The sequence below is a fragment of the Plasticicumulans acidivorans genome, from assembly GCF_003182095.1.
GTDB lineage: Bacteria > Pseudomonadota > Gammaproteobacteria > Competibacterales > Competibacteraceae > Plasticicumulans > Plasticicumulans acidivorans.
Map to the genome: position 1 here is coordinate 111,321 of NZ_QGTJ01000003.1, position 25,398 is coordinate 136,718.

Below are 25,398 nucleotides of genomic sequence, written 5' to 3' on the forward strand. Positions count from 1 at the left end.
ACAGCGGCGCCGTCGACTATCAGCGGCGGCCGGCGCCGTGAATCAGCTGCATGGACAGGCACTTGCCAAGTCCCCAGCGGCATCGCCGGCACGGCGGATTAGCGCACTGTCCAGCGAGCTTGCCGGCGGTACCTGCCCGGTCCCGCTGACCGACTACACCTAACGGCGGGGCCGGACGCTTCCGCCACGCGCCGGTGTCGTTTTCAGATGATGGCAACGAGGTAGCACGATGAAATACGTCACCCTCCCCGATGGCGAACACGTGCCGGCGCTCGGCATGGGCACCTGGCGCATGGGTGAACGGCACACCAGCCGGGAAGCCGAGATCGCGGCGCTGCAATACGGCATCGATCTCGGCCTGACGCTGATCGACACCGCCGAAATGTACGGCGACGGCGGTGCCGAGGAAGTCGTCGGCGCGGCGCTGCGCGGGCGGCGCGGACAGGTGTTCCTGGTCAGCAAGGTCTATCCGCACAACGCCACGCGCCACGGCACGATCACCGCCTGCGAGCACAGCCTGCGCCGGCTCGGCGTCGACTGCATCGATCTCTATCTGCTGCACTGGCCCGGCGCGACGCCGCTCGCCGAAACCGTCACCGCCTTCGAGCAATTGCAGCGCGACGGCAGCATCCGCCACTGGGGCGTCAGCAATCTCGACATCGGCGAGATGGCGGAGCTGGCGACGGTGGCCGGCGGCGCGCGCTGCGCCACCGATCAGGTGCTCTACAACCTCAGCCGCCGCGGCGTCGAGTGGGATCTGCTGCCGTGGTGCCGCGAACACGGCATGCCGCTGATGGCCTACTCGCCGGTCGAGCAGGCGCGGTTGCTGGAGCATGCGCCGCTGCAGAAGCTCGCCCGCGGCCTCGGCATGAGCCCGGCACAGCTGGCGCTGGCCTGGCTGCTCAGCCGCGAACAGGTGATCGCCATCCCCAAGGCCGGCGCCCTGCGCCACCTCGACGACAACCGTGCCGCGCTCGACGTCACGCTGACGGCCGACACGCTCGCCGAGCTCGACCGCCTGTTCCCGCCGCCGCGCCGCGCCAGTCCGCTGGCGATGCTCTGAAAGCCGTCGTCCGCCACGCGGCCACTTACAGCACCGCGCCCAGATGCTCGCCGAGGAAGCGCTCCATCGCCGCCGACGCCAGCGGCCGGCTGAACAGAAAGCCCTGCATGCTGCGACAGCCGAGGGCATCGAGGTAATGACGCTGGGTCTCGCTCTCGACGCCCTCGGCGACGACCTTGCGGCCGAGGCCGCGCGCCATGGCGACGATGGCGACGACGATCGGGCTGTCGGGCTTGTCGGCGCAGACGTTGCGCACGAACTCGCGGTCGATCTTGATGGTGTCGAGCGGCAGGCGCTCCAGGTAACTCAGCGAGGAATAGCCGGTGCCGAAATCGTCGATGGCGACGCGCACGCCGAGCTCGCACAGCGCGCGCAGGCGGGCGACGGTGCGGTCGACGTCGCGCATCACCGTGTGTTCGGTGAGTTCCAGTTCGAGCATCGTCGCCGGCACGCCGGTCTGCTTCAGCAAGCCGGCAATCTCGGGAACGAAGTCGGCCTGCTCGATCTGCTGACTGGAGATGTTGACGGCGAGCCGCCCCGGCGCGATGCCGCGCGTGCGCCAGTCGGCGAAGGTGCGCAGCGCCTGCTCCAGCACCAGGCGGCCGAGCGGCACGATCTGGCCGGTATCCTCGGCGACCTGCACGAACTCCGCCGGCAGCAGCAGGCCGCGGCTGGGGTGGTTCCAGCGCACCAGCGCCTCGACGCCGTCGACCTCGCCGCTCTGGCCGTCGACCTGCGGCTGGTAGTGCACCTCGAACTGGTGGGCGTCGATGCCCTTGCGGATCGCCGTTTCCAGCGAGAAGCGGCCGCTGAAGCCGGCATCCATCTCCGCGCTGTAGAAGTCGCAGCCACCCCCGCTGTGCCGGCTCTTGCAGTGGTACATGGCGATGTCGGCGGCCTTGATCAGCGCCTCGACGCTGTTGCCGTCACCGGGATGGAAGGCCACGCCGATGCTGGTGCCGATGTAGAGCTCCTGACCGTCGATGACGAAGGCCTGGGCCAGCGCATCGTGAATCTTGCCGGCGACGACGGCGGCGTCCTGACTGGCGCGGATGTCCGGCAGCAGCAGCACGAACTCATCACCGCCGATGCGCGCCAGCAGGTCGCCGCCGCGCAGGCATTCGCGCAGGCGGTTGGCGACGCGGCGCAGCAGCTCGTCGCCGACGGCATGGCCGAGCGTGTCGTTGACGTACTTGAAGCGGTTGAGGTCGAGAAACATCAGCGCCAGCCGACTCTGTCGCAGCCGCGCCTGATTCAGTGCGGTGGCCAGCTGCTCGCGCAGCATCAGGCGGTTGGCGAGGCCGGTCAGCGGATCGTGATAGGCCTGAAAGGCGATGGTTTCCTCGGCGCGCTTGCGTTCGGTGATGTCGCGGGCGACGCAGTACATGCCCTGCACGCCGTTGCCGGCCTCATCGAGCGCCAGCGCCCGCGCATGCAGCTCGAAGTGATGGGCGTCGCGCGCGGCATCGCGGTCGCTCAGGCGCAGCTCGACGGCACGTCCGGCCGCGGCCTCGGGGCTGTCGGCGAACAGCGTGCGCGCCAGCTCGCGATCGGCGGCGTGTACCAGGCTCAGGTAATGCTGGCCGAGCAGCTGCGCCGGTTCGTAGCCGAGCAGCCGCGCACTCGGATTGACGAAGACGATGTGGCCGTCGGCGGCGACGATGAAGATCAGGTCCGGCGAGTGGTCGACCATGTAGCGATGCAGGCGCTCGGAGCGGTCGAGCTGCGCCGCCAGCTGCGCGTTCTCGCGCTCCAGGCCGTGCTTGCGCAGCGCATTGTCGACGGTGCGCAGCAACTCCTCCGGCGCGTAGGGCTTGCGCACGAAGTCGTAGGCGCCGCGGCGCAGCGCACGGATCGCGGTATCGATCGAGGCATCGCCGCTGAGCATGATCACCGGCGGCGCGCTGCCCTGCCGGCGCACGTGGTCGAGCACGTCGAGGCCATCGACCGCGCCGAGGCGCACGTCGAGCAGCGCCAGGTCGATGCCGTTGTGCGTCAGGCGCTCGATCGCCGCTTCGCCGTTGTCGGCGGTTTCGACGCGGTAGCCGCGCAGCGCCAGCAGGTCGCGCACGCTGGCCAGCATGCGCGCATCGTCATCGACCACCAGCACGGCGGGCGGCGCGGCGACGCTCGCCACGCCTGCGTCCGGCGCGCTCATACTTCGTCCGCGACGGCATGTCGCGGTACCCGTACATGGAATTCACAGCCGCGCTGCGGCCGCGAGCGGCAGTCGATGCGCCCGCCAAGCTCGCGCACCAGATTGGCGACGATCGACAGCCCGAGGCCGGCGTGGCCATCACCCTTGTGGCTGGTGAGCGGCTGGAACAGCCGGCGCTGCACCTCCGGCGGCAGGCCGGGGCCGTCGTCGCTGACGCTGATCTCGATGAACTCGCCGCCGTCCGCCCACACCGGACCAGCACTGCTCAGCTGCACCGTGCCGCCGCTGCCGAGCGCTTCGACGGCATTGCGCAGCAGGTTGAGCACGATCTGCTTGAGCGCCGGGCCGCTGCCCGGTGCGGCATTCAGGCCGGCGCTCAGGTCGGTCTCCAGACGGCAGTCGTGCGGCTCGAACAAGGCCAGGCGCAACAGCCCGGCCTGCTCGCGCAGCAGGCGGTCGACCTCGACCGGCGTGCCGTCATCGGCCACCGGCGCCGAGCTGTCGGCGTACTGGCGCAGGATCGCCGCGACGCGGTCGATCTCCTCGCCGATGATGCGCAGGTCGCCCTGCACCGCGTGTTCTTCACCCAGCCGCAAGCCGAGGATCGCCAGGTAGTTGCGCATGATGCCGAGCGGGTTCGCCGCCTCGTGCACCATCACCCGCGCCCGCGCGTGCGGCAGCTCGGCGGCCTCGCGCCGCGCCTGTTCGGCGAGCGCCTGCGTGCGCTGCAGGCGCTCGATCGCGGCGGCTGCTTCTTCGGCGAACAGCTGCAGCGCCGCGTGCCGCGGCTGCAGCCGCGCCGCGGCCGGCGCATCGACGGCGAGCGCCAGCAGGCCCGGCACCGGCGGCGTCGCCGCCAGCGGCACGCACAGCAGCTGCGGCTGCGCCAGCAGGCTGGCGAACTGCTCATCGAGCAGCGCATGCGTGGTGGCGCTGTCGATGACTTCGCCGCGCCGCGCCGCCGCGCTGAGCGCCGCGGCGCTTGCCAGCGGCACCGGCAACCCGGCGCAGTCCTCGGTGCGAAACGGCGGCCACGCCGCCACGCTCGCCAGCGTCTGTTCATCGCAGCGCAGCAGCAGCGCCGCCGCCGGCACGTCGAACAGGCGGCAGGCCGCCTGCACCAGTGCCGCCTGCAGCGCCGGCAGCTCCGCGGCCTCGGCCAGTTCCAGCCGGGCCTGGTCGAACAACGCCAGGCGACCGAGCTCGGCGCCGATGCGGGCGCTGAGCGCGGCATCGGCCTCCTCGCCGCGGCCGGCGGGGCGCAGCGTCTGCGCCAGCGCTGCGGCCTCGCGGATCGCCTGCCCCTGTACCTGCTGCAGCAGCTCACGCGCCAGCCCGAACAGCTGCTGGCCGGCGCCGGCGGCTTCATCGGCCGGGCCGCCGTCGGCGAGCAGATTGGCCAGGCGCAGAATGCCGCTCAGCGGCTGCGCGCCGACCAGCTCGGCGGGTGCGCGATAACGCTGCAGCGGCGCGGCGGCGGCCAGGGTCGGAAAACGCCATTCCTGCAGCAGGCGGGCGACGAGTTCGTGATGGGCGATGCCGAAGGCCGCCCGCTCGGCGGCGAGCAGGCCATCGAGGTCCTGGGTGTCCTGCTGCCACTGCGGATAAGCCGGGTCCTGCAGGGTCATCAGCAATCGGCCGAGATCCTGCAGCAGCGCGACGACGTAGGCTTCTTCCGTCTCCGGTTGGCCGATCAGCCGCGCCAGCTGGCGGGCGGCAAACGCCGCGCGCAGGCTGCGCAGCCAGCAGGCGCGCAGGAAGGCCGCCGCCGGCGCATCGGGGCGGCTTTCGAACACCGATTGCACGCTGGCGGTGACGGCGATGGCGCGGATCGCCCGCAAGCCGAGGTGGACGACGGTCTGCTCGACGCCGCGGTACTGGCGCGGCGGGCCGAAGCAGGAGGCGTTGGCGGCCGCCACCACGCGGGCGCTCAGGCCGATGTCGGCGTCGATCAGCGCCGCGACCTGGCGCGGCGAGACATGCTCATCATTGAAGGCGCACAGCAGGCGCAGCAGCACGGGCGGCAGCGAAGGCAGGCGGGAAAGATCGAAACGCTCGGGCAGCATCCAGGGCGCTCTCGGCTTTTGGGGGGAATGCCGGTTCCTGTTCTTGTTGTCGCGCTTAGGCGGGCTGCTCCCTTGCCTACACCGAATCTACCATGCCGTGCACGATCTTGTGATTGTCATCACAGTCGTTGACACTGCCCGCGGCGCCGCTTCAGTGCCAGCGCTGTGGCCATTCGACCAATACACGCCCGGCGTTACGCAGCTGTTTCCATAACAGCTCGCGCTGTTCCCCCTGCCGGGCCGTATCCAGGCAGCGCAGCGTGCGCACGCGATCGGCCGCCGACTGGCGTTCGAGGATCGCCGCCCACAGCGCGTCGTCGACGTTGTAGCGCCGCCCCTCGGCCAGACACACCGGGATCACCTCGGCCGGCGCCAGCGCCAGATCCTCGGCCACGGCGGCAACGGCCTCGGCGATGTTGCGCGCCTTCGGCCGCGTCGTCTCGCGCAGGTCATACGGCGGCGCCCATTCCTCGCGCGGACGCAGGCGGTCGATGTGCGCCAGCACCAGCAGAATCGGCGGCGGATGGCGCTCGGGGTGCGCGGCGAACTCGGCGCGCAGCGCATCGAGCGCCTGGCGCTCGGCGGCGCGATCGGCGCGGTGCGCGGCGCAGACCCAGAGGATCAGATCGGCCGTGCGCGCCGCGGCAAGCCGCTCGGCGGGCGGAAAATCGTCGAGCCCCGGCGTGTCGCTGAGCAGCGCGGCGGTAAAGCCCTCGCGCTCCAGGCGGTAAGCCCGCAGTGCGCCGGTCGCCGGCAGCGCGTCGACCGCGGCCTGCAGGCCGCCGCACAGCGCGTTGACCAGGCTCGATTTGCCGGCGTTGGTCTGGCCGATGATGAGGATGCGCAGCGGCTCGGCCGGCGCCGGCTCGGCGGCCAGATCCTCGGCGCTCTGCTCACTCAGCTGCGCCAGCGGATCGTCGTCGCCGAAGCGCAGCCGGCCGCTGTAGACCTCGATCGCGTAGCGGCCGGTGCGGCGCACGTATTCGCGCAGCAGCCAGCGCTGCAGATCCTGCTGCACGGCGCCGAGCGCCTGCCCCTGCAGATGCTCGCTGGCCTCGCGCAGCAGCGCCTGCGCCGGATTGAACACCAGGCGGCCGGCGCGCCAGAGCTGAAAAACGCCCTGCAGGCGCTCGCGCCAGCGGTTGGCCGTCAGCAGATCGCCGATCGTCACCCGCTCACTGAACGGCACCTGCTCGCGCACTTCACGGCCGAGGTCGCGGGCGGCCAGTTCGATGATGCGCAGCAGGTGCGGCACGCTGATCTCCCACAGCGGATGCTCGGCCTCGGCGTGGTAGTGGCGGGCAACGCCGTCGATGGTCTGGCGGCCGAGCTGCAGCAGGCGCTCGCTGTCGCCGAGCGGCCAGTCGGCCGGATCGAGGCCGTCGGCCAGCGCCTCGACCTGCGTCCAGGCAGCCTGCTCGCTCGGCGGCCAGTGCGGCTGCGGACCGCTGGCGTTGAGCTTGAGGCGGGCACGGGCGCGCCGGTCGAGCCAGCGGTCGAGCACGAAACCCGCCGCCGCGCAGCCGGCCATGCCACCGAGCCAGGGCAGCATCTGCTGGTTCTGCCACAGCCACAGCAGGCCGAGCGCCGGCAGCAGCGCCAGCGGCAGCAGGCCGCAGCCAAGCGCCAGCAGGCGCAGCGCATCGAAGCGGTCGAGCAGGCGTTTCATCGCGGCGTCTCCGTATCGAGCGGGGCAGCAAGCGGCTTCGGCGCGCTGCTGAAGGCTTCACCGTAGGCCCGGCGCACCGCCTCGGCATCGACCTGACCGCCTCCGCGCAGCGCGGCGAAGTACGCGCAGGCGGCGCGGCCGAGGGCATAGGTGGTCGCGCCGCTGGTACTCGCGCCCCACACCGCGCCGACGCTCTGGCCGATGCCCGGCACCAGCTTGGCCAGCTCGCGCCCGGCGTAGCGCGCCAGATAACCAGCGCTGATGCCGAGCCCGAGCGCGGCGAGGAATTCGCCGCCGAGGCGGGCATCGAGCTCGAAGCCGTACAGCGCGGCCAGCGTGTGCAGCAGCTTGGCCTGCACCGCCGGCACGCCGAAAGCACCGGCCGCCGGCAGCGCGCCGAGTGCGGTCGCCGCCAGGGCGTAGCCGCGGATGTGCGTCTCGGCCGTGCGGCTGAACAGATCCTGCACCGCGGCATCGGCGCCGAGCAGCGCGCGCAGGCCGAGCGGCAGCGCGCTTTCGATGGCGTTCCACAGCGCATCGAGGCCGTAGTCGGTCGGCGGATAGCCGTCCTCGGCCAGCGTCAGGTCGATCGGCACACAGCGTGGCGGCTCGCCCGGCAGATCACGCAGGGCGATGCGCTGCGCCGCCAGCGCCCGGCGCAACTCGACCGGTACGCTGTCGGGCAGCAGCGGCTCGGCATACGGATACGGCATGCCGTGCGCCATGCCCGGCGCGTAGCCCTCGTGCAGACAGGTCTGCGCCACCACCAGCGCCCATTCCGGGTGACGCGCGCGCACCGCGCGCAGCGCCTCGAACGCAGCGCCCTGCGGCGGATCGAGCGCACGCATCACCGCCAGCAGCAGGTGTGCCTGGCCCTCGCAGAAGGCGATGTCCTCGGCCGGATCGTAGGCCACCTCGCCGAGGCCGCGGGTATCGAGAAACCGCACCAGTGGCATGCCCGCCGGATAGTCGTAGAGCCGGGCGCTGCGCGTGCACGGGCGAAAGCCGTTGCCGATGTCGGCGTCGGCGCTGCCGGTGAGCGCGCGCACGATCGAGGTCTTGCCCGACTGCGCCTTGCCGAACAGCCAGATCACCGGCACCGGCTGCTGTGTGCGGGCCTGGCGCAGCAGGGCATCGAGTTCGGCCGGATCGACGCGCGGCTTGAGCAGCGCCTCGCGCAGCGCGCTCCAGCCGTCGGTCAGCGATGTAAGGTAGGCGTTCCAGTCAGGCATGGCGGGCTCCCTGTGCCGCGGGCATGGTGATGTTTTGCGATATGGTGGCAGCGAAACGATATCCGAGAGGATCGTTTCATCTGCCTTCACCGCTGCGGGCTTCCCCCCGGGCTACGCGTCGGTGCCTTGACAACCCGACTCCGTGCCGCGGTTTGCCGCTGACGCCTCCCGACAGCCGCCCCGCGACCGGGCACCGCCGTGCTCCGTCCGGCACACGGCGGTCGCACCGCTCCGCTACGCCGGACGCTGCTGGCAGACAGGGGATCGAGATGGAAACCATACAGATCGCGAACACCGGCCTGACCACCTCCCGCATCGCACTCGGCACCTGGGCGATCGGCGGCTGGATGTGGGGCGGTAGCGACGAACGCGAAGCGATCGCCACATTGCAGAATGCCATCGAGGAAGGCATTACGCTGATCGATACCGCGCCGGTCTACGGCTTCGGACGCGCCGAGGAAATCGTCGGCAAGGCCCTGAGCGGCGGCCGCCGTGCCAAGGTGCTGATCGCCACCAAGGCCGGTCTGGAATGGAGCAACGACGGCAAGGTCGTGCGCAATGCCTCGGCCCGACGCCTGCGCCGCGAACTGGAAGACTCACTGCAGCGGCTGCGCACCGACCGCATCGACCTCTACCAGATCCACTGGCCCGACCCGCAGACGCCGATCGAGGAAACCGCCGCGGTGATGGCCGAATTCCTGCGCGAAGGCCACATCCGCGCCATCGGCGTCAGCAACTTCAATCCCGAGCAGATGGCCGCCTTCGCCGCCGTCGCCCCGCTGCACACCGTGCAGCCGCCGTACAACCTGTTCGAACGCGGCATCGAGGCCGACGTGCTGCCCTACGCCCGCAGCCACGGCCTGACCGTGCTTGCCTATGGCGCGCTGTGCCGCGGCCTGCTCAGCGGCGCGGTGACGCGCTCGCGGCGCTTCAGCGGCGACGACCTGCGCCAGTTCGACCCGAAGTTCAACGAACCGCGCCGCAGCCAGTACCTCGCCGTGGTCGACGAGCTGGAACGGCTGGCGCAGCAGCGCTTCGGCAAGAACGTGCTGGCGCTGGCGCTGCGCTGGCTGCTCGATCAGGGACCGGTGATCGCGCTGTGGGGCGCGCGGCGGCCCGGCCAGCTGGCTCCGCTCGCCGATGCGCTGGGCTGGCGGCTCGATGCCGAAACCATGACCGAAATCGACCAGATCATCGCCCGCCACGTCACCGACCCGATCGGTGCGGAATTCATGGCCCCGCCGGCGCGCGAGCTGGCAAACTCCTGACCCGCCCCGGCGCCGCAGCTCCATGGCGGCGCCGCTTCCTGCAGCTTCCGAGGTCATCGCCCCGATGAGCACATCCCCCGCACTGCTCGCCTACGAGGTCTACGCCCAGACCGGCGAGCAGGGCTGCTTCGTCTTTGCCGCCTCGCACGAGGCGGCCATCACCCAGGGTGCCGCCGAACTCGACATCGCCGTCGACACCATCGAGTGCGCCCTGCGCATGCCCGAATTCGACCGCTACGCCCCCGGCCCCGTCCCCCTCGCCGCACTGCTCGAACAGGGCTGCGAATTCGTCTGCCCGACCTGCGGCCAGACCATCAGCAGCGGCGCCCGCGACAAGAAAGGCCAGCCGCTGCAGCCGGTGATCAGCGGCGACGAGGTGTACTGCTGCGCCGCACACGCGCCCGCGGCGCAGGCTTGAGCACACCGGCGTCGACGCCGGTTTTCAGGCAGCGCACGGCCAGCGCATGTCTGACGATCACGGCGTCAGGCGCGCGGCCTGCGCGGCGATGTGACCAGCCAGGCTGCTGACAAACGTCCGCAGACTGCTCATCGCCGACAACTCGGCGAAATCGCCGGTATCCACCGCGCGGCGCGGCGTGGCGATCAGCGCCGCCGTGGTGTAGAGCTGCTCCTGCACCAGACGCTGACACAGCAGCTCATAGCGTTCGAGGTACGACGCGCCCTTGAATGCCGCGGCCACCGGAAAGTGCGGCGATGTATCCCGCACCGCGCTGCGCGACGCCGGCGCATCCTCGACCAGCATCAGCCAGCCGACGAAGGGACGCGGCTGCTGACCGAAGGCCCCTTCCCGGTAGGCCGTCCACAGGTCATGCGCCGTGCCGATGGCTTCCTCGGCGCGGTTGTTGAAGTTGTTTCCGAACGATGGACCCACCTGACTTTTCAGCTCGATGGCAGCAATCAGCTGGCCCTGGTGGATCACCAGCAGATCCCACAACTTCGTCGGGCGGAAGTAACCGGGCAGGCTCAGCATCGCCCGCTGCTGGTGAATCTTGGCATCGGCCAGCCCATTGGCCCTGATGATGTCGAGCATCAGAGCCAGAAAACCGTCCATGTTTTTACCCGCGGTCACGCCGGCGCGCTCACCCTGATCGGCTTTACCCGACTCGATCTGCTTTTGCCTCGCCGCGTCGCGATGGCCCCAGAACGTCTGCACGGCGGCGCGGGCTTTGCGTTCGTAGTCGACGAGATCGAGTGGCATTCATGCTCCATTGCCGCCGAGGGCGGCGCGTTCTTCGCGGTTCAGGCCATAGAGCTCGAATACCGCCCGGTTGCAGGCGGGCACGTCTCGTTCGATGGCCGCCGCGACCAGGGCGCTGCGCAGCGGTGCAGGCACATCGACCCAGCACGGAATACGGATGCGGCGCAGGTACTGCGCCTGGAAACGCAAAAATCCACCACGCATTTTCGTTGAATACGTTGCCACGAACAGGCGCGCGACCGCGGACAGCAGCACCGCCTGCAATGCCCGCAGATCCCAGTCGCTGGACGTGACGTAGTAAAGATTGTGGTGGGGATACAGCGCACCGCCTTCAAAGACGACATGCGCCTCACCCTTGATGTCCGGGATCAGCAACTTCGGCCGCGCGGCCAGTGCCGGCGTGATGCGGTCGATCGTGCGATACCAGCTGGCCGGAGCCTTGCGCGCGCAGTGGCGCCCGGCGATCACTTGCCGCCGCGCCTCCAGGTAGCGGCGCAGGCGCGGATAGGCGTCGAGATCGACCAGCCCGCCCGCTTCGGCAAACGGATTGATGACGCCCTGACCGCGCCACCTCACCTCACCGGACAGAATGTCCCGCGTCGTCACCAGCGGCAGCTTGCGCCCGGCTTCGACATCGAGCGTCTCGAAGTCGCCGATGAAGGCCTCGTCCGCCCCGGTAGCGACACCGATCCCGACCTTGCAGCCCGCGGCCTCCAGCACGGGCAGGCGCGCTTCCAGCCGGCGCATCAGCCTCATCTGTACGGAGGACTCCAGCAGCCACGGCTCCGCGCCCTGAGTGACACGTTCGAGCACGCCCACCGGGCTGCCGGTCTTCGGCAGCGCCGGTGCGCGCAGCAGGCCAGCCAGTGTGCTCAGCGCTGTCCGTTCGATGGCCGGACGCTGCGCGATGCGGGTTTCCCCCGCGGCTTCGCGGCTGATGATGGTAATCGCCGGGTAAGCCACCACAGCCGCATGAAAAGCCGGCGTATCCACCATGTCGACATAGATCTTCAGGTGAAAACGCTCGGCCACGAGCCGGCGCAGAGGTCCGCCATAGCGGTTCTTCATCCAGCGATCGGCACAGATGAAGCCCAGACTCCCACCCTCCGACAGCAGTGACAGCGAACGCTCGATGAAGGGCACATAAAGATCGGCCCGGTCGTACATCGTCTGGTAGCGGCGGCGGTACTCGGCCAGCAGCGGCGCCGGAATCAGTTCCTGACGGACATAGGGCGGATTACCGACGACGAAGTCGAAGGTGCCCTGCAGCGGCGTCAGCAGGAAATCCCCCTGCGCCAGCCAGCGCCGGGCCAGGAGCGTAGCGACGGGCGCCGTCATGCCCTCGTGCATGAGCCGCGCGACGACGGCGGCATGAGTGCCGAGAAACGTGTCGTGGTGCAGCTCGACCGCCCGGATCGCATCACCCAGTGCATCGAGGGTATCGGCCGCGGAAGCATCCGGCCTCGCGGCCCGCCAGGCGCGCAGCAGCCGGTCGATGCTCGGCAGCAGGAAATCCCCGCCACCGCAGGACGGCTCCAGAAGCCGCTGTTCATGCAGTGCCCGATCCGCCGTGTAGCCGGCCAGATCGAGGATGAAATCCACCACTTCGGGGCGCGTGAAAACAGCCCCGCGGGCTTCCAGCCCGCCGCCGGTCGCCAGCCCTTCGGTGGCCGCCTTGAGCGGGCATGCCGCGGCAGCAGCGGGCTCATGGGCAACGCCCGGTAGCAATGCCATACGTGTCTCACTGAATCGCGGTGGATACGCCGTGATACGCCCGCGGCGCGGGTCATGCGCATCCGCAGTTTACGGCCAACGGGGGGTGGATCAGGATCTTGGCGGCGCAGCGGTTTTACCGCGGGCGCCGCGGCGCAGGCATCCGTCAGCCGCACGACCCGGTGCGAGGATATTGGCAACCCAGTCGCAGGTCGAGCCTGAGCCTGAGCACAGCGCCGCCGACACATAAGCCTGAACCGGCTGACGGCGCACCGTACAGCCTGGCCGTGGGCCTGGCAGCAGTGCGGGCTTTGCTGATATGGCGGCAAGCGCGAGAGCCATGAGCCGGTGGTCTTCATCACCGGCATGTCGACCACCTGCAGGCAGCGACGCCAGCGCGCGGCGATCGAGGATCACCGCCGCGGGCACTGCCGGTGCTGCGCACCGTCTTCGCCCGCCGCGGCTGAGCGGCCCGGCGGGCGCAGCCGGCGTCAGCCGCCGGCCCGGGCCTGCCGCACGCTCAGCAGCGCCACAAACAGCGCGCCGGCCAGGCCGGCGGACACCATCAGCCCGGGCGCGCCGAGCCGGGCGACCAGCGTTCCGGTCACGATCGGCCCGAGCACGCTGCCCAGCGTGTAGGCCATGGCGATCGCCGCCATCGCCGTCGACACCTGCCGCTCCTCGACGCGCGCGCCGGCTTCGATCACCGCCAGCGTGTTCATGCCGCCGATGGCGCCGCCCCACAGGAACACCAGGCCACTCATCAGCCACGGCAACGGCTGGCTGAGCGGGATCAGCCAGGCACCGAGGCAGAGGATCGTGCCGCACAGCAGCTGGCTGCTCGTGTAGGAGCTTTTGTCGGCCAGCCAGCCGATCGGCAGCTGCAGCACGGTGCCGCCGACGCCGAACACCGACACCAGCACGGTCGCCGCTGCCAGCAGATACCCGGCCGACAGGCTGTAACTGGCGAGGAAGGAAATCGACGAGGTTTCCGCGAAGCCCGCGACGAAGGCGCCGCACAGGGCGATCGGAATCACGCCGAACAACTGGCTGCGATGCTTCTCGACGGGGGTCAGCGGGCGGGCGTCGTATTTGCCCAGCGTCAGCGTGATGCCGGCGGACAGGCAGACCAGCGCTGCGCAGGCGTAATACGGCAGGGCGCTGTCGACGCCGGACACCAGCAGCAGCAGGGGGCCGACCGCGATGCCCAGCCCCATCAGTGTTTCGTGCACGCCGATGGCGCGCCCGCGGCTGCTCCGGGGCGCGACGGCAACGATCCAGGTATCACAGGCGATCCAGCGCAGGATCAGGCCGGCGCCGAGCAGGAAGTTGAACGCGAACAGGCTGCGCAGGTCGCGGCTCTGACTCATGCCGAACAGGGCGGCGATGCTCAGCGCGGCCCCCAGCAGGTTGGCGCTGAGCAGCCCGCTGCGGGCCAGCAGGCGCGGCACCAGCGTGTGCAGCAGCAGGATGGCGATCCACGAGGCGCTGACGACGCCGCCGATCGCCGTCGAGGCCACGCCCTGACGTTCCAATGACAGCGACAGCAGCGGAGTCACGGTGCCGATCTGCACGATCTGCGACAGCCCCGAGAGTGTGTTGATACGGGCCAGCACCGACCAGCGCTGCCGGTCGGAATGAGCCAAAGCCAAACGATCCATGTCTTGCCTTCCATTGGCTGGCGCGCGCATCCCTGTCGCGCGAATGACCGGGGGCAACCTCACGCCGCGCGGCCGGTCACCTCGTGCACGAAATCAGCGATCAGGCCCAGAACCTGCTCCGGCTGCTCGCGCACCGGGTTGTGCGCGCAGTTCTCCAGCAGGCGGGCGTCGACCGGGCCGCCGGTCTGCGCGGCGATGGCCTCGACCTGGCGCGGCGTGCCGTACTCGTCGTCGATGCCCTGCATCACCAGCAGCGGCACGTGGATCGCCGGCAGGTAGTGTTCGAGGTTCCAGTCGGCGAAATCGGCACGCAGCCAGGTGTCGTTCCAGCCGAAGAAGGCGCAGTCGACGTTGTCACCGTGGTATTTGGCCAAGCGCTCGCGCAGACCGCGCTGCTCCCAGGCAACCCGCGCGGCGCGGATGCCGGCAAGGGTGACGTCCTCGACGAAGACATGGGCGGCCATCGTCACCGCACCGCGCACGCGCGGGTCGTAGACGCCACCGGCATGAATCAGCGCGATCGAACCGCCGTCGCTGTGGCCGATCAGCACCGCCGTCTCGATGCCGACGGCGTCGAGCACCTGCGGCAGCACGCCGAGCGCCTCGCGGTGCACGTAGTCTTTCGGCCGCGGCAGCGTCACCGGGCTGGAACCGCCGTAGCCGGCGCGGGTGTAGGCGAACACGCCGCAGCCGGTGGCCGCGACCAGGCGCTCGGGGAAATCGCGCCACTGCGCCAGGCAGCCGAGCCCTTCGTGCAGCAGCACCAGCGTTGGCGCCTGCGTCGGCCCCGGTCCGCTCCAGCCGTATTCGAGACGCGCCTCATCGATCTGCAGATAGCCCTGCTGCTCCATCCTCTCCTCCGCTGGCCGCCTGCTGGCGGCACTGCTGTACGTTGCCCGCATCGTAGCGTGACAGTGCCCGCCGTCCGCTAGCCGAGCGCGACAGATCGGGTATACGTGAGGAGATGGCTTTATCCGCGGGCGAAACGCGCGGCAGCGGCAACCTGCTCCGCGCCGGGGCGCACCCCGGTATAGAGCACGAACTGTTCGAGCGCCTGCAGCACGATGACTTCGGCGCCGCTGATCACCGGCTTGCCGAGCGCGCGCGCCAGGCGCAGCAGCGGCGTGTGCTCGGGCAGCGCGACGACGTCGAACACGCTGTGCGCGACAGCAACCGCCGAGGGCGGAAAGGCCAGCGCCTCGGCCTCGGCAGCACCACTCATGCCGATCGGCGTGGTGTTGATCAGCAGCGCCCCGTCCACCTCGCCGAGCTGCGGCTGCCAGGCACAGCCGCAGCGCGCGGCGAGCGCTCGACCGCTCGCTGCATTGCGGGCGACGATGGTGCCGTCAGCAAAGCCGGCATCGCGCAGCGCGCTGGCGACAGCTTTGGCCATGCCGCCGCTGCCGAGCAGCACGAACGGCGTCGACGGCGGCACGCGCTGTTCGAGCAGCTCGCGCACGGCGCGGTAATCGGTGTTGTAGCCCCGCAGCAAGCCATCGTCGTTGACGATGGTGTTGACGGCGTCGATCGCCGCGGCCGAAGCATCGAGCGCGTCGAGCAGCGGTATGCAGGCTTCCTTGAACGGCATTGAGATCGCGCAGCCGCGAATGCCAAGCGCGCGGATGCCGCCGATCGCCGCCGGCAGATCGGTGGTGGTGAACGCCTTGTAGACGTAATCGAGACCGAGCGCAGCGTACAGGTGGTTGTGAAAGCGCGTGCCGAAGTTGCCCGGCCGAGCTGACAGCGACATGCACAGCCGGGTGTCCCGACTGATGGTATTCATCGTTCAGCCTCCTGTGGCACGGCGCCGGTTACTGCGGTTTCGAGCACCGCGGTCGAGCCGCGCACGATGCAGCGCCCGCTCAGCACCACCCGCCGCAGCGGCCGCTGCGGCTCCTGCAGCCGTTCGAACAGCAGACCCATCGCGCTGCGGCCGATGTCGTCGACCGGCTGCTCGATGACGGTGATGCCGGGCTCGACCAGCTCGGTCCAGTTGTCGTTATCGAAGCCGGCCAGCGCCAGATCAGCCGGCATGCACAGCCCGGCGGCGCGCGCCGCCTTGAGCACGCCGACCAGCAGCAGGCTGTTGCTGACCACCAGTGCCTGCGGCCGCGTCGCCTCGGCGAACCAGGCGGCGGCCTCGGCGTATGCCGCTTCGGCGGTCGGCGCAACCAGGCGGTACGCCGACTCCAGACCGTGCCGCTGCATCGCACCGACATAGCCGTCGCGCCGCTCGGCACCGGTGATGCTGGTCTTGCCGAACAGGCCGCCGATGCGCCGGTAGCCGCGCGCCACCAGATGATTGACCAGCTGCGCCGCCGCCGCACGGTTGTCGAGCACCACCGCATCAAAGGGCACGCCAGTGGCAGCGCGGTCGACCAGCACCACCGGGAACTCGAAGCTCGACTGATCGAGCGTGCTCATGCTGGCGCGGGTCGGCGCAAAGATCAGCCCGCTGACCCGCTCCTCCTGCATCAGCCGCAGGTACAGCGCCTCGCGCTGCGGGTCCTCGTCGGTATTGCACAGGATCACGCGCATGCCGGCCTGATAGGCACTGTCCTCGACGGCGCGGCTGAGCCCGGTGAAGAACGGGTTGCGAATATCGGCGACCACCAGACCGACCGTGCCGCTGTGCTGCGAACGCAGCCGCCGCGCGGCGAGATTCGGCCGGTAGCCGCTGGCGCGCACCGCCGCCTCGACCTGCGCCCGCAGCGCCTCACTGACCGGCCCGCCGCTGAGCGCCCGCGACACCGTCGCCGGCGACACGCCGGCCAGCCGCGCAACGTCTTTGATACCGACCCCTGTCACTGAAATCGTTTTCTGCTTCTTTTCCATCGCTGCCATCAGCGTAGCGCGCGCCGTTGAGCGCGCTGACACGATGCCGCATCGCTCAGTGTGCTGTCCAGATCAGTAAAATATCTGCAGCGGGAATGTAAACGTTTTCAACCTTACTCCACCATTCAAGGGGAATAGGCGCCCAGCGGCATAATCCCCATGATCAGGCAGCAAAGCCGACGCATGCTCGCCGCCAGCGCCATCACCGGGATGAATGCGGAAGCCGATCGCCAGCGCCGCGCTGGCTTTTTCGTCGTGGAATTGCCTGGAGTTTGTCATGCAGCAAGAAGCCGCACCTTTACAAATCAAGTCGTTACAGATCAACGAACTCCATCCCGATATCGTACCAAGGGCATTGTGGTTACTGGCCGATCCCTCACCGGAGAAAATCGCCGCCTATCTCCCCCTTTCGACATGCTTCGCCGCCTTTATCGATGCCACCGTCGTCGGCGCTTGCGCGGTACAAGCCCGCTCGGCATGCATTTACGAACTGATGAACATCGCGGTCATGCCCGGCCATCAAAAGCTTGGCGTCGGTACCCAATTGCTGCAGCACGTCATCACTGCGCTCAGAAGTCACGGTGCCGAGCACATCGAGGTCGGCACTGGAAGTTTCGGTTATCAGCTGTCTTTTTATCAGCGACAAGGCTTCAGAGTTACGAGCATCGACAAAGATTTTTTCGTCAGAAATTATGCCGACCCGATTATCGAAGACGGCATCCAACTGCTGGACAGGTTGCGATTGACAATATCGTTCACGCCAGAGCAACACGCCCTTACATGAAAAAGGCCTGCAACCAAGCAGCCGAATACACCTAGCGAGGGCGCCAGATAAGTCATGTCAACCACTTTCTACGCGACAACAGCATTGATTGACGATTCTTTTGAGCTGCACGCGGAGCAGTTGCGCAAGCAAGAACTCCCCAACCCCCGGGTCAACCTGGAGGTTTACAGATCATTGCCCGCGCATCAGCAGGAGTCGATCAGCTCAACGGTCCGCATGAAAAGTCGGGGCGCCTGGGCAATGGATATGCTTTATCGGCTGTGCAGGATGGCGAATCAGGATGAACTGCTGTTCCTCAGCGGAGACACCACATCATCCTTGACCAAGGCAATCGCGATTCTTGCCGAAGATGAGGATGATGGCGCTACCTACATCTCCGAGCACGGTTTTATTCTGAATGAACCAGCCATGCACAAGACCGTGGAAAACATTGCCAGTTTCTTCGAGTGGTCTGTATCAAACATTGACATACTGGCATCCGATGAACTCATGGGATATTTCGCTTATAAAGATGACATTGCCGCAGCGATCAACAATCCCATTATTTTTCAAATAACTAAGCCATTCATCCTCCGGCGCTGTGGAAATCGTATCCAACATTGACCAAATAAACGGCTTCGAGGACGGGGACGGCCCCTGGTATTTTTATTCCTGGCTGCACTCGGTTCAGCAGGTGATCGTATCAGCACTTATTTTGCGCCAGAAAGTTTTACATACTGTCGATTATTTTGAATAGACAGCCAATATAAACCTCTCGTGCCCAAGAAACGACCTGCTCCAGCAAAAGCAAAACCCGCAGCAACGGAGCCCTTATCCTCGACCCGTAAAAACAGACAACGCCCGCACACAGGAGCGAGAGTAGTTAACTCATTGACGACCACGAAACTCTTCGCCAGCCGAGTAGTTAGATTCATCACTGACTGACCTCCCCAGCAATGCCCCGTCACATTCAATGAGGAAATTTCCCCGCTGATTACTTTCTTCTTGATTTTAAAAACAAGAGCATCTTCATGCCCTCGGTAAAACGAGAAGCATGTCTGAACGCACTGCTGCCAGAAGACATCACACTCGCCCCATTACTCCAGACGACCCGAAAGTTTTTGCGAAACTGTCGTTTTTATCTGCACCACCTTCAATAAAATACTCAAAACCCATTTCATTATTTCCATAATCGAATCCTTCGAAGACCTACCGGAAAGAGAGGGTAACTTTAAGCACGGCAGATACTATATGGTTATCTGATGCCATTAAGTTAGGTGTTATTAAGTTAAGCCGCTTTGTACCCACAATTTTGTACACACAAGAGAAATCTGCGATGCGCACGCCCTTACGCTGCAGGGCACTGCGATCTGGACACCTGCGCTCGATCAGGCGGTCGACGACGGTGGCCAGATCGAGCGCGGGTAGGAGGCGGGGCCGATAGTGACGCAAGCTCTTCGAGGAGCGCGCGCGATTGAGCCACACCCGCCAGCCCGCGGCATCGAGCCCGGCGGCGTCCGCCGGGCACCGTCGCACACGGCCCGTCGGCGTGAGCGATACGCGGCAGGCGTGAGCGTTCGCCTCGATCACGGCGTTTACCGCGAGAGCGACCATCACCCATCCGCGCAGCAACCGACGCCGCACTCGTTACCAGCCGCGTGCGGCGCCCGCGCCTGAAGCCCCTGCACTGCCCCGCCATCCTTTGCCGCTCTTGGCGCGGAACATGAAATCGTTTTCTCTTTTTCGCTTGCACTTGGATGCAGCAGTTGCGGCAACAAGCGTCCGGCAACCCCTCTCTTCCTCTGCTATGCCTGTCTTCAATACAGATTGCTGTTGACGCCGTAACTGAAAACGTTTTCATTACGCACCCAGAAAACGACGCGTACAGCGCGAACACTGAGGAGGAATCATCCATGTCCAGCGAATCCCCGGCAGCCCTGCTGTCCAGCGGGCTGGTGCGGCTGGCGGCGGCGCCGGCCGATAAGGCGGCGGCGATCCGTGAAGCGGCGCAACTGCTGATCGCGGCCGGCTGTGTCGACGCCGCCTATGCCGAGAGCATGCAGCGCCGCGAAGCAGTGGCGAACACCTTCCTCGGTCACGGCGTGGCGATCCCGCACGGCCTTGGCGAGGATCGCCATCGGGTGCGCAGCAACGGCATCGCGGTGCTGCAGGTGCCGGGCGGCGTCGAGTGGAACCCCGGCCAGCGCGCGCAACTGGTGGTGGCGATCGCCGCGCAGTCCGATGCACACATCGCGATCCTGCGCCGGCTGACGCGGCTGATGCAGGACGAGGCGCGGCTGGCCGCACTGGCGACGACGACGCAGGCGCAGGACATCATCGAGGCGCTGGCGCAGGACAGCGCGCCGGAGCCCGCCGCCGCGGTTGCCGATCTCGCCGAATGCGCCGAGTGGACCGTCGCCTACCCCGCCGGTCTGCACGCACGCCCGGCGACGCGCTGGGCGGAGACCGCCCGCGGCTGTGCCGCGCGGCTGCAGGTGCGCAGCGGCGATCAGGTGGCCGATGCCCGCAATATGGTCGCGCTGCTGCAGCTCGGCCTGCATGCCGGCGAGCGCGTGGTGGTCTCCGCCGAAGGGCCGCAGGCGGCGGCGGCGCTGGCGCGCTTCATCAGCGTCATCGATGGCCTGAGCGCGCAAGAGCACGCCGATGCCGAACAGGCCGCCCGCCGCGCCGCGACGCCGGTGCAGGGCTGGACGCCGCCGCAGGCACAGGCGGCGATCATCGGCATCGGCGCCAGTCCGGGGCTGGCGATCGGCGTCATTCACCGCCTCGCCAGTGCCGACGCGCCGGTGCCGGACCAGCCGCAGGCGCTGGCCGATGGCGGTGCGCGGCTGCACGCGGCACTGACGGCGACGCGGCTGCAGCTCAAGGCTGTCGCCGACGACACCGCGCGCCGGCTCGGCGAGGCCGATGCGGCGATCTTCAAGGCGCAGGCCGAGCTGCTCAACGATACCGACCTGATCACGCTGGCCTGCCAGCTGATGGTCGAGGGCCACGGCGTCGCCTGGGCCTGGCAGCAGGCGGTCGAGCGCATGGCGGCCAAACTCTCGGCGCTCGGCAACACCGTGCTCGCCGCGCGCGCCGCCGATCTGCGCGACGTCGGCCGCCGCGTGCTGGCGCAGATCGACCCGGCGCTGGCCGGCGGCTCGCTGGCAGACCTGCCCGAGCAGGCGTGCATCCTGCTCGCCAGCGATCTGTCGCCGTCGGACACCGCCAACCTCGACCCGGCGCGGGTGGTCGGCCTGGCCACCGCGCAGGGCGGGCCGACCTCGCACACCGCGATCCTCGCGCGCACCCTCGGCCTGCCGGCGCTGGTCGCCGGTGGCGCGGCGCTGCTCGAACTGGCCGAAGGCAGCACCGCCATCGTCGACGGCGCCAGTGGCCGCCTGTATCTCGACCCCTCCGCTGCCGACCTCGCCGCGGCGCGCGACTACCTCGTCGCGCAGCAGCGCATCCGCCAGCGCGAGGCCGAGCAGCGCAGCCAGCCGGCGCGCACCCGTGACGGCCACACGCTCGACATCGGCGCCAACGTCAATCTGCCCGAGCAGGTGGCGCTGGCGCTCAGTCAAGGGGCTGAGGGCGTCGGCCTGATGCGCACCGAATTCCTGTTCCTCGAACGCGGCAGCACACCAAGCGAGGACGAGCAGTACGCGATCTACCGGGCGATGGCGCAGGCGCTCGGCGGCCGGCCGCTGGTAGTGCGCGCGCTCGACATCGGCGGCGACAAGCAGGTCGCCCACCTCGAACTGCCGCGCGAGGACAATCCCTTCCTCGGCGTGCGCGGCGCGCGCCTGCTGCTGCGCCGCGCCGATCTGCTCGAACCGCAGCTGCGCGCGCTCTACCGCGCCGCCCGCGACGGCGCGCGGCTGTCGATCATGTTTCCGATGATCACCTCGGTGCCGGAGATCCTGCGCCTGCGCGACATCTGCGAGCGCATCCGCAGCGAGCTGGCGGCGCCGCAGATCGAGCTCGGCATCATGATCGAAGTGCCGGCGGCGGCGGTGCAGGCCGACGTGCTGGCGCGCCATGCCGACTTCTTCTCGATCGGCACCAACGACCTGACGCAGTACACGCTGGCGATCGACCGCCAGAACCCGGAACTGGCCGCCGAGGCCGACAGCCTGCACCCGGCGGTGCTGCGCCTGATCCGCGCCACCGTCGACGGCGCCCGCCGTCACGGCCGCTGGGTCGGCGTCTGCGGCGGCCTGGCCGGCGAAGCCTTCGGCGCGACGCTGCTCGCCGGGCTCGGCGTCGATGAGCTGTCGATGACGCCACGCGATATCCCAGCGGTGAAGGCGCGGCTGCGCGCCAGCGACTACGCCACGCTGCAGCAGCTCGCCGCGCGCGCGCTCGACTGCGAAACCGCCGCCGAAGTGCGTGCCCTCGACCTCCCCGAAGCCCTGCTCGAAGGAGCCGCGGCATGAACCCGCGCGTCATCACCGTCACCCTCAATCCGGCGATCGACGAAACCGTCGAGCTCGAACACTTGATCCCCGGTGCGGTGCACCGCGCGCTCGGCGTGCGCTTCGATGCCGGCGGCAAGGGCATCAACGTCGCCGCCTGCCTCGCCGACTGGGGGGTGCCGACGGCGGTCGCCGGCGTGCTCGGGCGCGGCAACGCCGAGCTGTTCGAAGCGCTGTTCAACGCCAAGCACCTGCAGGACCACTGCCTGCGCGTGCCCGGCAGCACCCGCACCAACATCAAGCTGCTGGCCGACGACCGCGGCGACACCACAGACATCAACCTGCCCGGCCTGACACTCGCGCCGGACACGCTCGATGCCGTCAGTGCCACCGTGCAGGCGCTGTTCGCGCCGCAACCGCTGCTGGTGCTCTGCGGCAGCCTGCCACGCGGGCTGGCGGACAACAGCTGGGCACGGCTGCTGACGCTCGCCGCCGCTCACGGCGTGCGCTGCGTGCTCGACACCAGCGAGGCGCCGCTCGCAGCGGCGCTGGCACTGCCGGCGCCGCAGCTGCCGTATGCCGTCAAACCCAACCGCCACGAGCTGGAAACCTGGGCCGGGCGGCCGCTCGGCGAGCGCGGCGCGCTGCTCGACGCCGCCTGTGCCCTGCAGGCGCGCGGCATCGCCCGCGTCGTCGTCTCGCTCGGCGCCGATGGCGCACTGTTCGTCGACGCCGCGCGGGCGCTGCTGGCACGGCCGCCACACCTCAGCGTCGGCAGCTCGGTCGGCGCCGGCGACGCGATGGTCGCCGGCCTCTGCGCCGCGCTGCTCGAAGAAGCCGATCTGGAAACCAGCGCCCGCCTCGCCACCGGCTTCGCCGCCGCCAAGCTCAGCCGGCCCGGCGCGCAGCTGCCAGCGGCCGCGGAAGTCCGCCGGCTGGCCGCCACCACCGTCATCGAAGCCTGGCGCTGAGCGCCGACGCAGTCCCGACCGGGATTGGGGAGAGTCATCCATGAACCACATCATCGCCGTGGTCGCGGCCGCCGAGCGCAACACTGAAGCCGTGCTCGCCGCCGCGGCACTGCGCCGCGCCGCACAGGCCGCGAACTGTGCAATCGACGTCGAAGTGCGCACCGCGCAGGGCACGATCAGCCCGCTCGGCGCCTTCACGCTCGACGCCGGCAGCCACGTGCTGCTGATCGACAGCGGTGAGGCCGCTGCCGATCTCGACGCCACCCGCTTCGCCGTCACCCGGCCGACGCACGCCAGCCTCGACGACGTGCTGGCCGATGCCGCCGCCGTGCTCGGCCGCGCCGCGGCCAACGACGCGGCGGATACGCAGGCCGCTGCCGCCGCACCGGCAGCGGCCGCCGCCGCGCCGCGCATCGTCGCCATCACCTCCTGCCCGACCGGCATCGCGCACACCTTCATGGCTGCCGAAGGCTTGCAGCAGGCGGCGCAGGCACTCGGCTGTGCGCTGCGCGTGGAGACGCAGGGCTCGGTCGGCGCGCAGGACGCGCTCAGCGCCGAGGAAATCGCCGCCGCCGATCTGGTGCTGATCGCCGCCGACCGCGAGGTCGACCTGTCGCGCTTCGCCGGCAAGCTCCTGTATCGCTCGGCGACCAAGCCGGCGATCAACGACGGCCAGGCCCTGATCCGCCGCGCGCTGGCCGAAGCCAGCGTCCACGCACCAGCCAATACGCCCGCGGCCCAGCCCGCGCAGAGCAAAGGCAAGGGCAAGGGCAAGGGCAGTGGCGCCTACAAACACCTGATGACCGGCGTGTCCTTCATGCTGCCGTTCGTCACCGCCGGCGGCCTGCTGATCGCGCTCGCTTTCGCCCTCGGCGGCATCTACGCCTACGACGATGCGCACAAGGGTTCGCTGGCCTGGGCGCTGTTCCAGATCGGCGCCAAGGGCGGCTTCACGCTGATGGTGCCGGCGCTGGCCGGCTATATCGCCTACTCGATCGCCGACCGCCCCGGCATCGCGCCGGGCATGATCGGCGGCCTGGTCGCCGCCAACCTCGGTGCCGGCTTCCTCGGCGGCATCGTTGCCGGTTTCATCGCCGGCTACGGCGTCGACTGGCTCAACCGCGCGATCCGCCTGCCGCGCAATCTCGAAGGCCTCAAGCCGGTGCTGATCCTGCCGGTGCTGGGCACGCTGCTGGTCGGTCTGGCGCTGATTTTCGTCGTCGGCGGACCGGTCGCCGAGCTGCTCGCAGCGCTGACCGGCTGGCTGCGCGGCATGCAGGGTTCGAGTTCGATCCTGCTCGGCCTGCTGATCGGCGCGATGATGGCCTTCGACATGGGCGGCCCTGTCAACAAGGCGGCCTATGCCTTCTCCACCGGCCTGCTCGCCAGCGCGGTCTACACGCCGATGGCCGCGGCGATGGTCGCCGGCATGACCGCGCCGCTCGGTGTAGCGCTGGCCACCAAGCTGTTCCGCGACCGCTTCACCGTCGAGGAGCGCGAGGCCGGCAATGCCGCCGCCGTGCTCGGCCTGGCCTTCGTCACCGAAGGGGCGATTCCGTTCGCCGCACGCGACCCGCTGCGGGTGATCCCGGCGCTGATGCTCGGCTCGGCGCTCGCCGGTGCAATCTCGATGGCGATCGGCGCCGAGCTGAAAGTGCCGCACGGCGGCGTGTTCGTGCTGCCGATCCCCAATGCCGTCACCCACCTCGGCGGCTACGTCGTCGCGCTGGTCGCCGGCACCGTGCTCACCGCCATCGCCCTGCGTCTGTTGAAAAAACCGGCCGCCTGAAGCGGCTCTGCCACCACCGCCCGGCCCGGGCGCTCCTCACGGAGCGTCCGGGCTTTTTCATGGGCGTCGTCGCTGAGCCGCCCAGTCTGCAGGAGGCCGGCGGATGAGCCGGGCAAAGCGCTGATCTTTACATTCGTTAATATGTATCTTCTCTTACGCGTTTGACATGCATTCTCATTTGAGAGCATTGTTCAGGCCATGGACGATCAACGCACACCGCAAACCCCGCACGCCCCCCCGTCGATCCGGCTCGCCGATACCGCCCTGCACAGCGCGCTGCTGCAGCTGCGCGGCCATCTGAGCATCGTTCACCACATCCACGGCCGCGTGCGCCTGCGCCTCGCCGCCAGCGCGCTCGGTCAGTCACAGGCACTGGCCACGGTGCGCGCACTCGGCACGCAGCTCGCCATGCCGGCGGCGATCCGTCAGATCAGCGTCAACGCCGCCGCGCGTTCGGTGCTCATCGAATACGACCCACAGCGGTTGCCCGACAGTTTCTGGCCGCAGCTGCTGCAGGCACCGGCTGACCAGGCGCTGGCACTGCTGCAGCAGCACCTGGCGCCTTGAACT

The 25,398-nt window shown here is 68.8% G+C and carries 19 protein-coding genes; 9 read left to right on the top strand and 10 right to left on the bottom strand.

Annotated features, from left to right (window positions below):
* Nucleotides 1–229: 229 nt before the first annotated feature.
* Entirely contained in the window at nucleotides 230–1,063 is an 834-nt protein-coding gene (locus C7443_RS05950) for an aldo/keto reductase (protein WP_110017683.1), read from the top strand.
* Nucleotides 1,064–1,088: 25 nt separating this feature from the next.
* Here the strand turns inward: C7443_RS05950 and C7443_RS05955 are convergent, their stop codons facing one another.
* The 4 genes from C7443_RS05955 to C7443_RS05970 form a co-directional block, all read right to left on the bottom strand.
* Complete coding sequence (locus C7443_RS05955; protein ID WP_110017684.1) at nucleotides 1,089–3,221, bottom strand: putative bifunctional diguanylate cyclase/phosphodiesterase; 2,133 nt, start codon at nucleotides 3,219–3,221, stop codon at nucleotides 1,089–1,091.
* Entirely contained in the window at nucleotides 3,218–5,287 is a 2,070-nt protein-coding gene (locus tag C7443_RS05960) for an HDOD domain-containing protein (protein WP_110017685.1), read from the bottom strand. The genes C7443_RS05955 and C7443_RS05960 overlap by 4 nt, the downstream gene beginning before the upstream one ends.
* 151 nt (nucleotides 5,288–5,438) lie before the next feature.
* Nucleotides 5,439–6,956 (bottom strand): GTPase family protein, encoded by a 1,518-nt coding sequence (locus C7443_RS05965; RefSeq protein WP_110017686.1) that lies wholly within the window; start codon nucleotides 6,954–6,956, stop codon nucleotides 5,439–5,441.
* Nucleotides 6,953–8,188: a GTPase family protein gene (locus tag C7443_RS05970; protein WP_110017687.1), complete on the bottom strand. Its 1,236-nt coding sequence runs from the start codon at nucleotides 8,186–8,188 to the stop codon at nucleotides 6,953–6,955. Before C7443_RS05970 ends, C7443_RS05965 begins: the two co-directional genes overlap by 4 nt.
* Nucleotides 8,189–8,457: 269 nt before the next feature.
* Between C7443_RS05970 and C7443_RS05975 the strand changes: the two genes are divergently transcribed.
* On the top strand, nucleotides 8,458–9,456 hold the full coding sequence (locus C7443_RS05975; RefSeq protein ID WP_110017688.1) for an aldo/keto reductase: 999 nt from the start codon (nucleotides 8,458–8,460) through the stop codon (nucleotides 9,454–9,456).
* Nucleotides 9,457–9,520: 64 nt separating this feature from the next.
* Nucleotides 9,521–9,874, top strand: a complete 354-nt coding sequence (locus C7443_RS05980) for a hypothetical protein (RefSeq protein ID WP_110017689.1) — start codon at nucleotides 9,521–9,523, stop codon at nucleotides 9,872–9,874.
* 57 nt (nucleotides 9,875–9,931) lie between these two features.
* Here C7443_RS05980 and C7443_RS05985 read toward each other — a convergent pair whose 3' ends face one another.
* The 6 genes from C7443_RS05985 to C7443_RS06010 form a co-directional block, all read right to left on the bottom strand.
* On the bottom strand, nucleotides 9,932–10,675 hold the full coding sequence (locus tag C7443_RS05985) for a PaeR7I family type II restriction endonuclease (protein WP_110017690.1): 744 nt from the start codon (nucleotides 10,673–10,675) through the stop codon (nucleotides 9,932–9,934).
* Nucleotides 10,676–12,409: an Eco57I restriction-modification methylase domain-containing protein gene (locus tag C7443_RS05990; protein ID WP_110017691.1), complete on the bottom strand. Its 1,734-nt coding sequence runs from the start codon at nucleotides 12,407–12,409 to the stop codon at nucleotides 10,676–10,678.
* A gap of 470 nt (nucleotides 12,410–12,879) precedes the next feature.
* Nucleotides 12,880–14,049: an MFS transporter gene (locus C7443_RS05995; RefSeq protein ID WP_110017692.1), complete on the bottom strand. Its 1,170-nt coding sequence runs from the start codon at nucleotides 14,047–14,049 to the stop codon at nucleotides 12,880–12,882.
* Between the two features lie 59 nt (nucleotides 14,050–14,108).
* Complete coding sequence (locus C7443_RS06000) at nucleotides 14,109–14,900, bottom strand: alpha/beta fold hydrolase (RefSeq protein WP_110017693.1); 792 nt, start codon at nucleotides 14,898–14,900, stop codon at nucleotides 14,109–14,111.
* Nucleotides 14,901–15,019: 119 nt separating this feature from the next.
* Nucleotides 15,020–15,832 (bottom strand): shikimate 5-dehydrogenase, encoded by an 813-nt coding sequence (locus tag C7443_RS06005; protein ID WP_110017694.1) that lies wholly within the window; start codon nucleotides 15,830–15,832, stop codon nucleotides 15,020–15,022.
* On the bottom strand, nucleotides 15,829–16,884 hold the full coding sequence (locus tag C7443_RS06010) for a LacI family DNA-binding transcriptional regulator (protein WP_110017695.1): 1,056 nt from the start codon (nucleotides 16,882–16,884) through the stop codon (nucleotides 15,829–15,831). Before C7443_RS06010 ends, C7443_RS06005 begins: the two co-directional genes overlap by 4 nt.
* Before the next feature lie 277 nt (nucleotides 16,885–17,161).
* Here C7443_RS06010 and C7443_RS06015 point away from each other — a divergent pair, with 277 nt between their 5' ends.
* The 6 genes from C7443_RS06015 (at nucleotide 17,162) to C7443_RS06040 (ending at nucleotide 25,395) form a co-directional block, all read left to right on the top strand.
* Nucleotides 17,162–17,668 (top strand): GNAT family N-acetyltransferase, encoded by a 507-nt coding sequence (locus tag C7443_RS06015; protein WP_110017696.1) that lies wholly within the window; start codon nucleotides 17,162–17,164, stop codon nucleotides 17,666–17,668.
* Between the two features lie 54 nt (nucleotides 17,669–17,722).
* Entirely contained in the window at nucleotides 17,723–18,271 is a 549-nt protein-coding gene (locus C7443_RS06020; RefSeq protein WP_110017697.1) for a hypothetical protein, read from the top strand.
* A 1,289-nt stretch (nucleotides 18,272–19,560) separates the two neighbouring features.
* Nucleotides 19,561–22,089: a phosphoenolpyruvate--protein phosphotransferase gene (ptsP, locus tag C7443_RS06025; RefSeq protein ID WP_110017698.1), complete on the top strand. Its 2,529-nt coding sequence runs from the start codon at nucleotides 19,561–19,563 to the stop codon at nucleotides 22,087–22,089.
* Complete coding sequence (gene pfkB, locus C7443_RS06030; protein ID WP_110017699.1) at nucleotides 22,086–23,039, top strand: 1-phosphofructokinase; 954 nt, start codon at nucleotides 22,086–22,088, stop codon at nucleotides 23,037–23,039. The genes ptsP and pfkB overlap by 4 nt, the downstream gene beginning before the upstream one ends.
* A gap of 40 nt (nucleotides 23,040–23,079) precedes the next feature.
* Nucleotides 23,080–24,828: a PTS fructose transporter subunit IIC gene (locus C7443_RS06035; protein ID WP_110017700.1), complete on the top strand. Its 1,749-nt coding sequence runs from the start codon at nucleotides 23,080–23,082 to the stop codon at nucleotides 24,826–24,828.
* Nucleotides 24,829–25,026: 198 nt separating this feature from the next.
* Nucleotides 25,027–25,395, top strand: a complete 369-nt coding sequence (locus C7443_RS06040; protein WP_110017701.1) for an HMA2 domain-containing protein — start codon at nucleotides 25,027–25,029, stop codon at nucleotides 25,393–25,395.
* Nucleotides 25,396–25,398: the final 3 nt, after the last annotated feature.

What these genes read in the sequence shown, in the direction of transcription:
- C7443_RS05975 (WP_110017688.1), top strand. Translation starts at nt 8,458, where the DNA reads ATGGAAACCATACAGATCGCGAACACCGGCCTGACCACCTCCCGCATC.
- C7443_RS05985 (WP_110017690.1), bottom strand. Translation starts at nt 10,675, where the DNA reads ATGCCACTCGATCTCGTCGACTACGAACGCAAAGCCCGCGCCGCCGTG.
- pfkB (WP_110017699.1), top strand. Translation starts at nt 22,086, where the DNA reads ATGAACCCGCGCGTCATCACCGTCACCCTCAATCCGGCGATCGACGAA.
- C7443_RS05950 (WP_110017683.1), top strand. Translation starts at nt 230, where the DNA reads ATGAAATACGTCACCCTCCCCGATGGCGAACACGTGCCGGCGCTCGGC.
- C7443_RS06015 (WP_110017696.1), top strand. Translation starts at nt 17,162, where the DNA reads ATGCAGCAAGAAGCCGCACCTTTACAAATCAAGTCGTTACAGATCAAC.
- C7443_RS05970 (WP_110017687.1), bottom strand. Translation starts at nt 8,188, where the DNA reads ATGCCTGACTGGAACGCCTACCTTACATCGCTGACCGACGGCTGGAGC.
- C7443_RS06035 (WP_110017700.1), top strand. Translation starts at nt 23,080, where the DNA reads ATGAACCACATCATCGCCGTGGTCGCGGCCGCCGAGCGCAACACTGAA.
- C7443_RS06020 (WP_110017697.1), top strand. Translation starts at nt 17,723, where the DNA reads ATGTCAACCACTTTCTACGCGACAACAGCATTGATTGACGATTCTTTT.
- C7443_RS05980 (WP_110017689.1), top strand. Translation starts at nt 9,521, where the DNA reads ATGAGCACATCCCCCGCACTGCTCGCCTACGAGGTCTACGCCCAGACC.
- C7443_RS06000 (WP_110017693.1), bottom strand. Translation starts at nt 14,900, where the DNA reads ATGGAGCAGCAGGGCTATCTGCAGATCGATGAGGCGCGTCTCGAATAC.
- C7443_RS05955 (WP_110017684.1), bottom strand. Translation starts at nt 3,221, where the DNA reads ATGAGCGCGCCGGACGCAGGCGTGGCGAGCGTCGCCGCGCCGCCCGCC.
- C7443_RS05995 (WP_110017692.1), bottom strand. Translation starts at nt 14,049, where the DNA reads ATGGATCGTTTGGCTTTGGCTCATTCCGACCGGCAGCGCTGGTCGGTG.
- C7443_RS05960 (WP_110017685.1), bottom strand. Translation starts at nt 5,287, where the DNA reads ATGCTGCCCGAGCGTTTCGATCTTTCCCGCCTGCCTTCGCTGCCGCCC.
- C7443_RS05990 (WP_110017691.1), bottom strand. Translation starts at nt 12,409, where the DNA reads ATGGCATTGCTACCGGGCGTTGCCCATGAGCCCGCTGCTGCCGCGGCA.
- C7443_RS06010 (WP_110017695.1), bottom strand. Translation starts at nt 16,884, where the DNA reads ATGGAAAAGAAGCAGAAAACGATTTCAGTGACAGGGGTCGGTATCAAA.
- ptsP (WP_110017698.1), top strand. Translation starts at nt 19,561, where the DNA reads ATGTCCAGCGAATCCCCGGCAGCCCTGCTGTCCAGCGGGCTGGTGCGG.
- C7443_RS06005 (WP_110017694.1), bottom strand. Translation starts at nt 15,832, where the DNA reads ATGAATACCATCAGTCGGGACACCCGGCTGTGCATGTCGCTGTCAGCT.
- C7443_RS06040 (WP_110017701.1), top strand. Translation starts at nt 25,027, where the DNA reads ATGGACGATCAACGCACACCGCAAACCCCGCACGCCCCCCCGTCGATC.
- C7443_RS05965 (WP_110017686.1), bottom strand. Translation starts at nt 6,956, where the DNA reads ATGAAACGCCTGCTCGACCGCTTCGATGCGCTGCGCCTGCTGGCGCTT.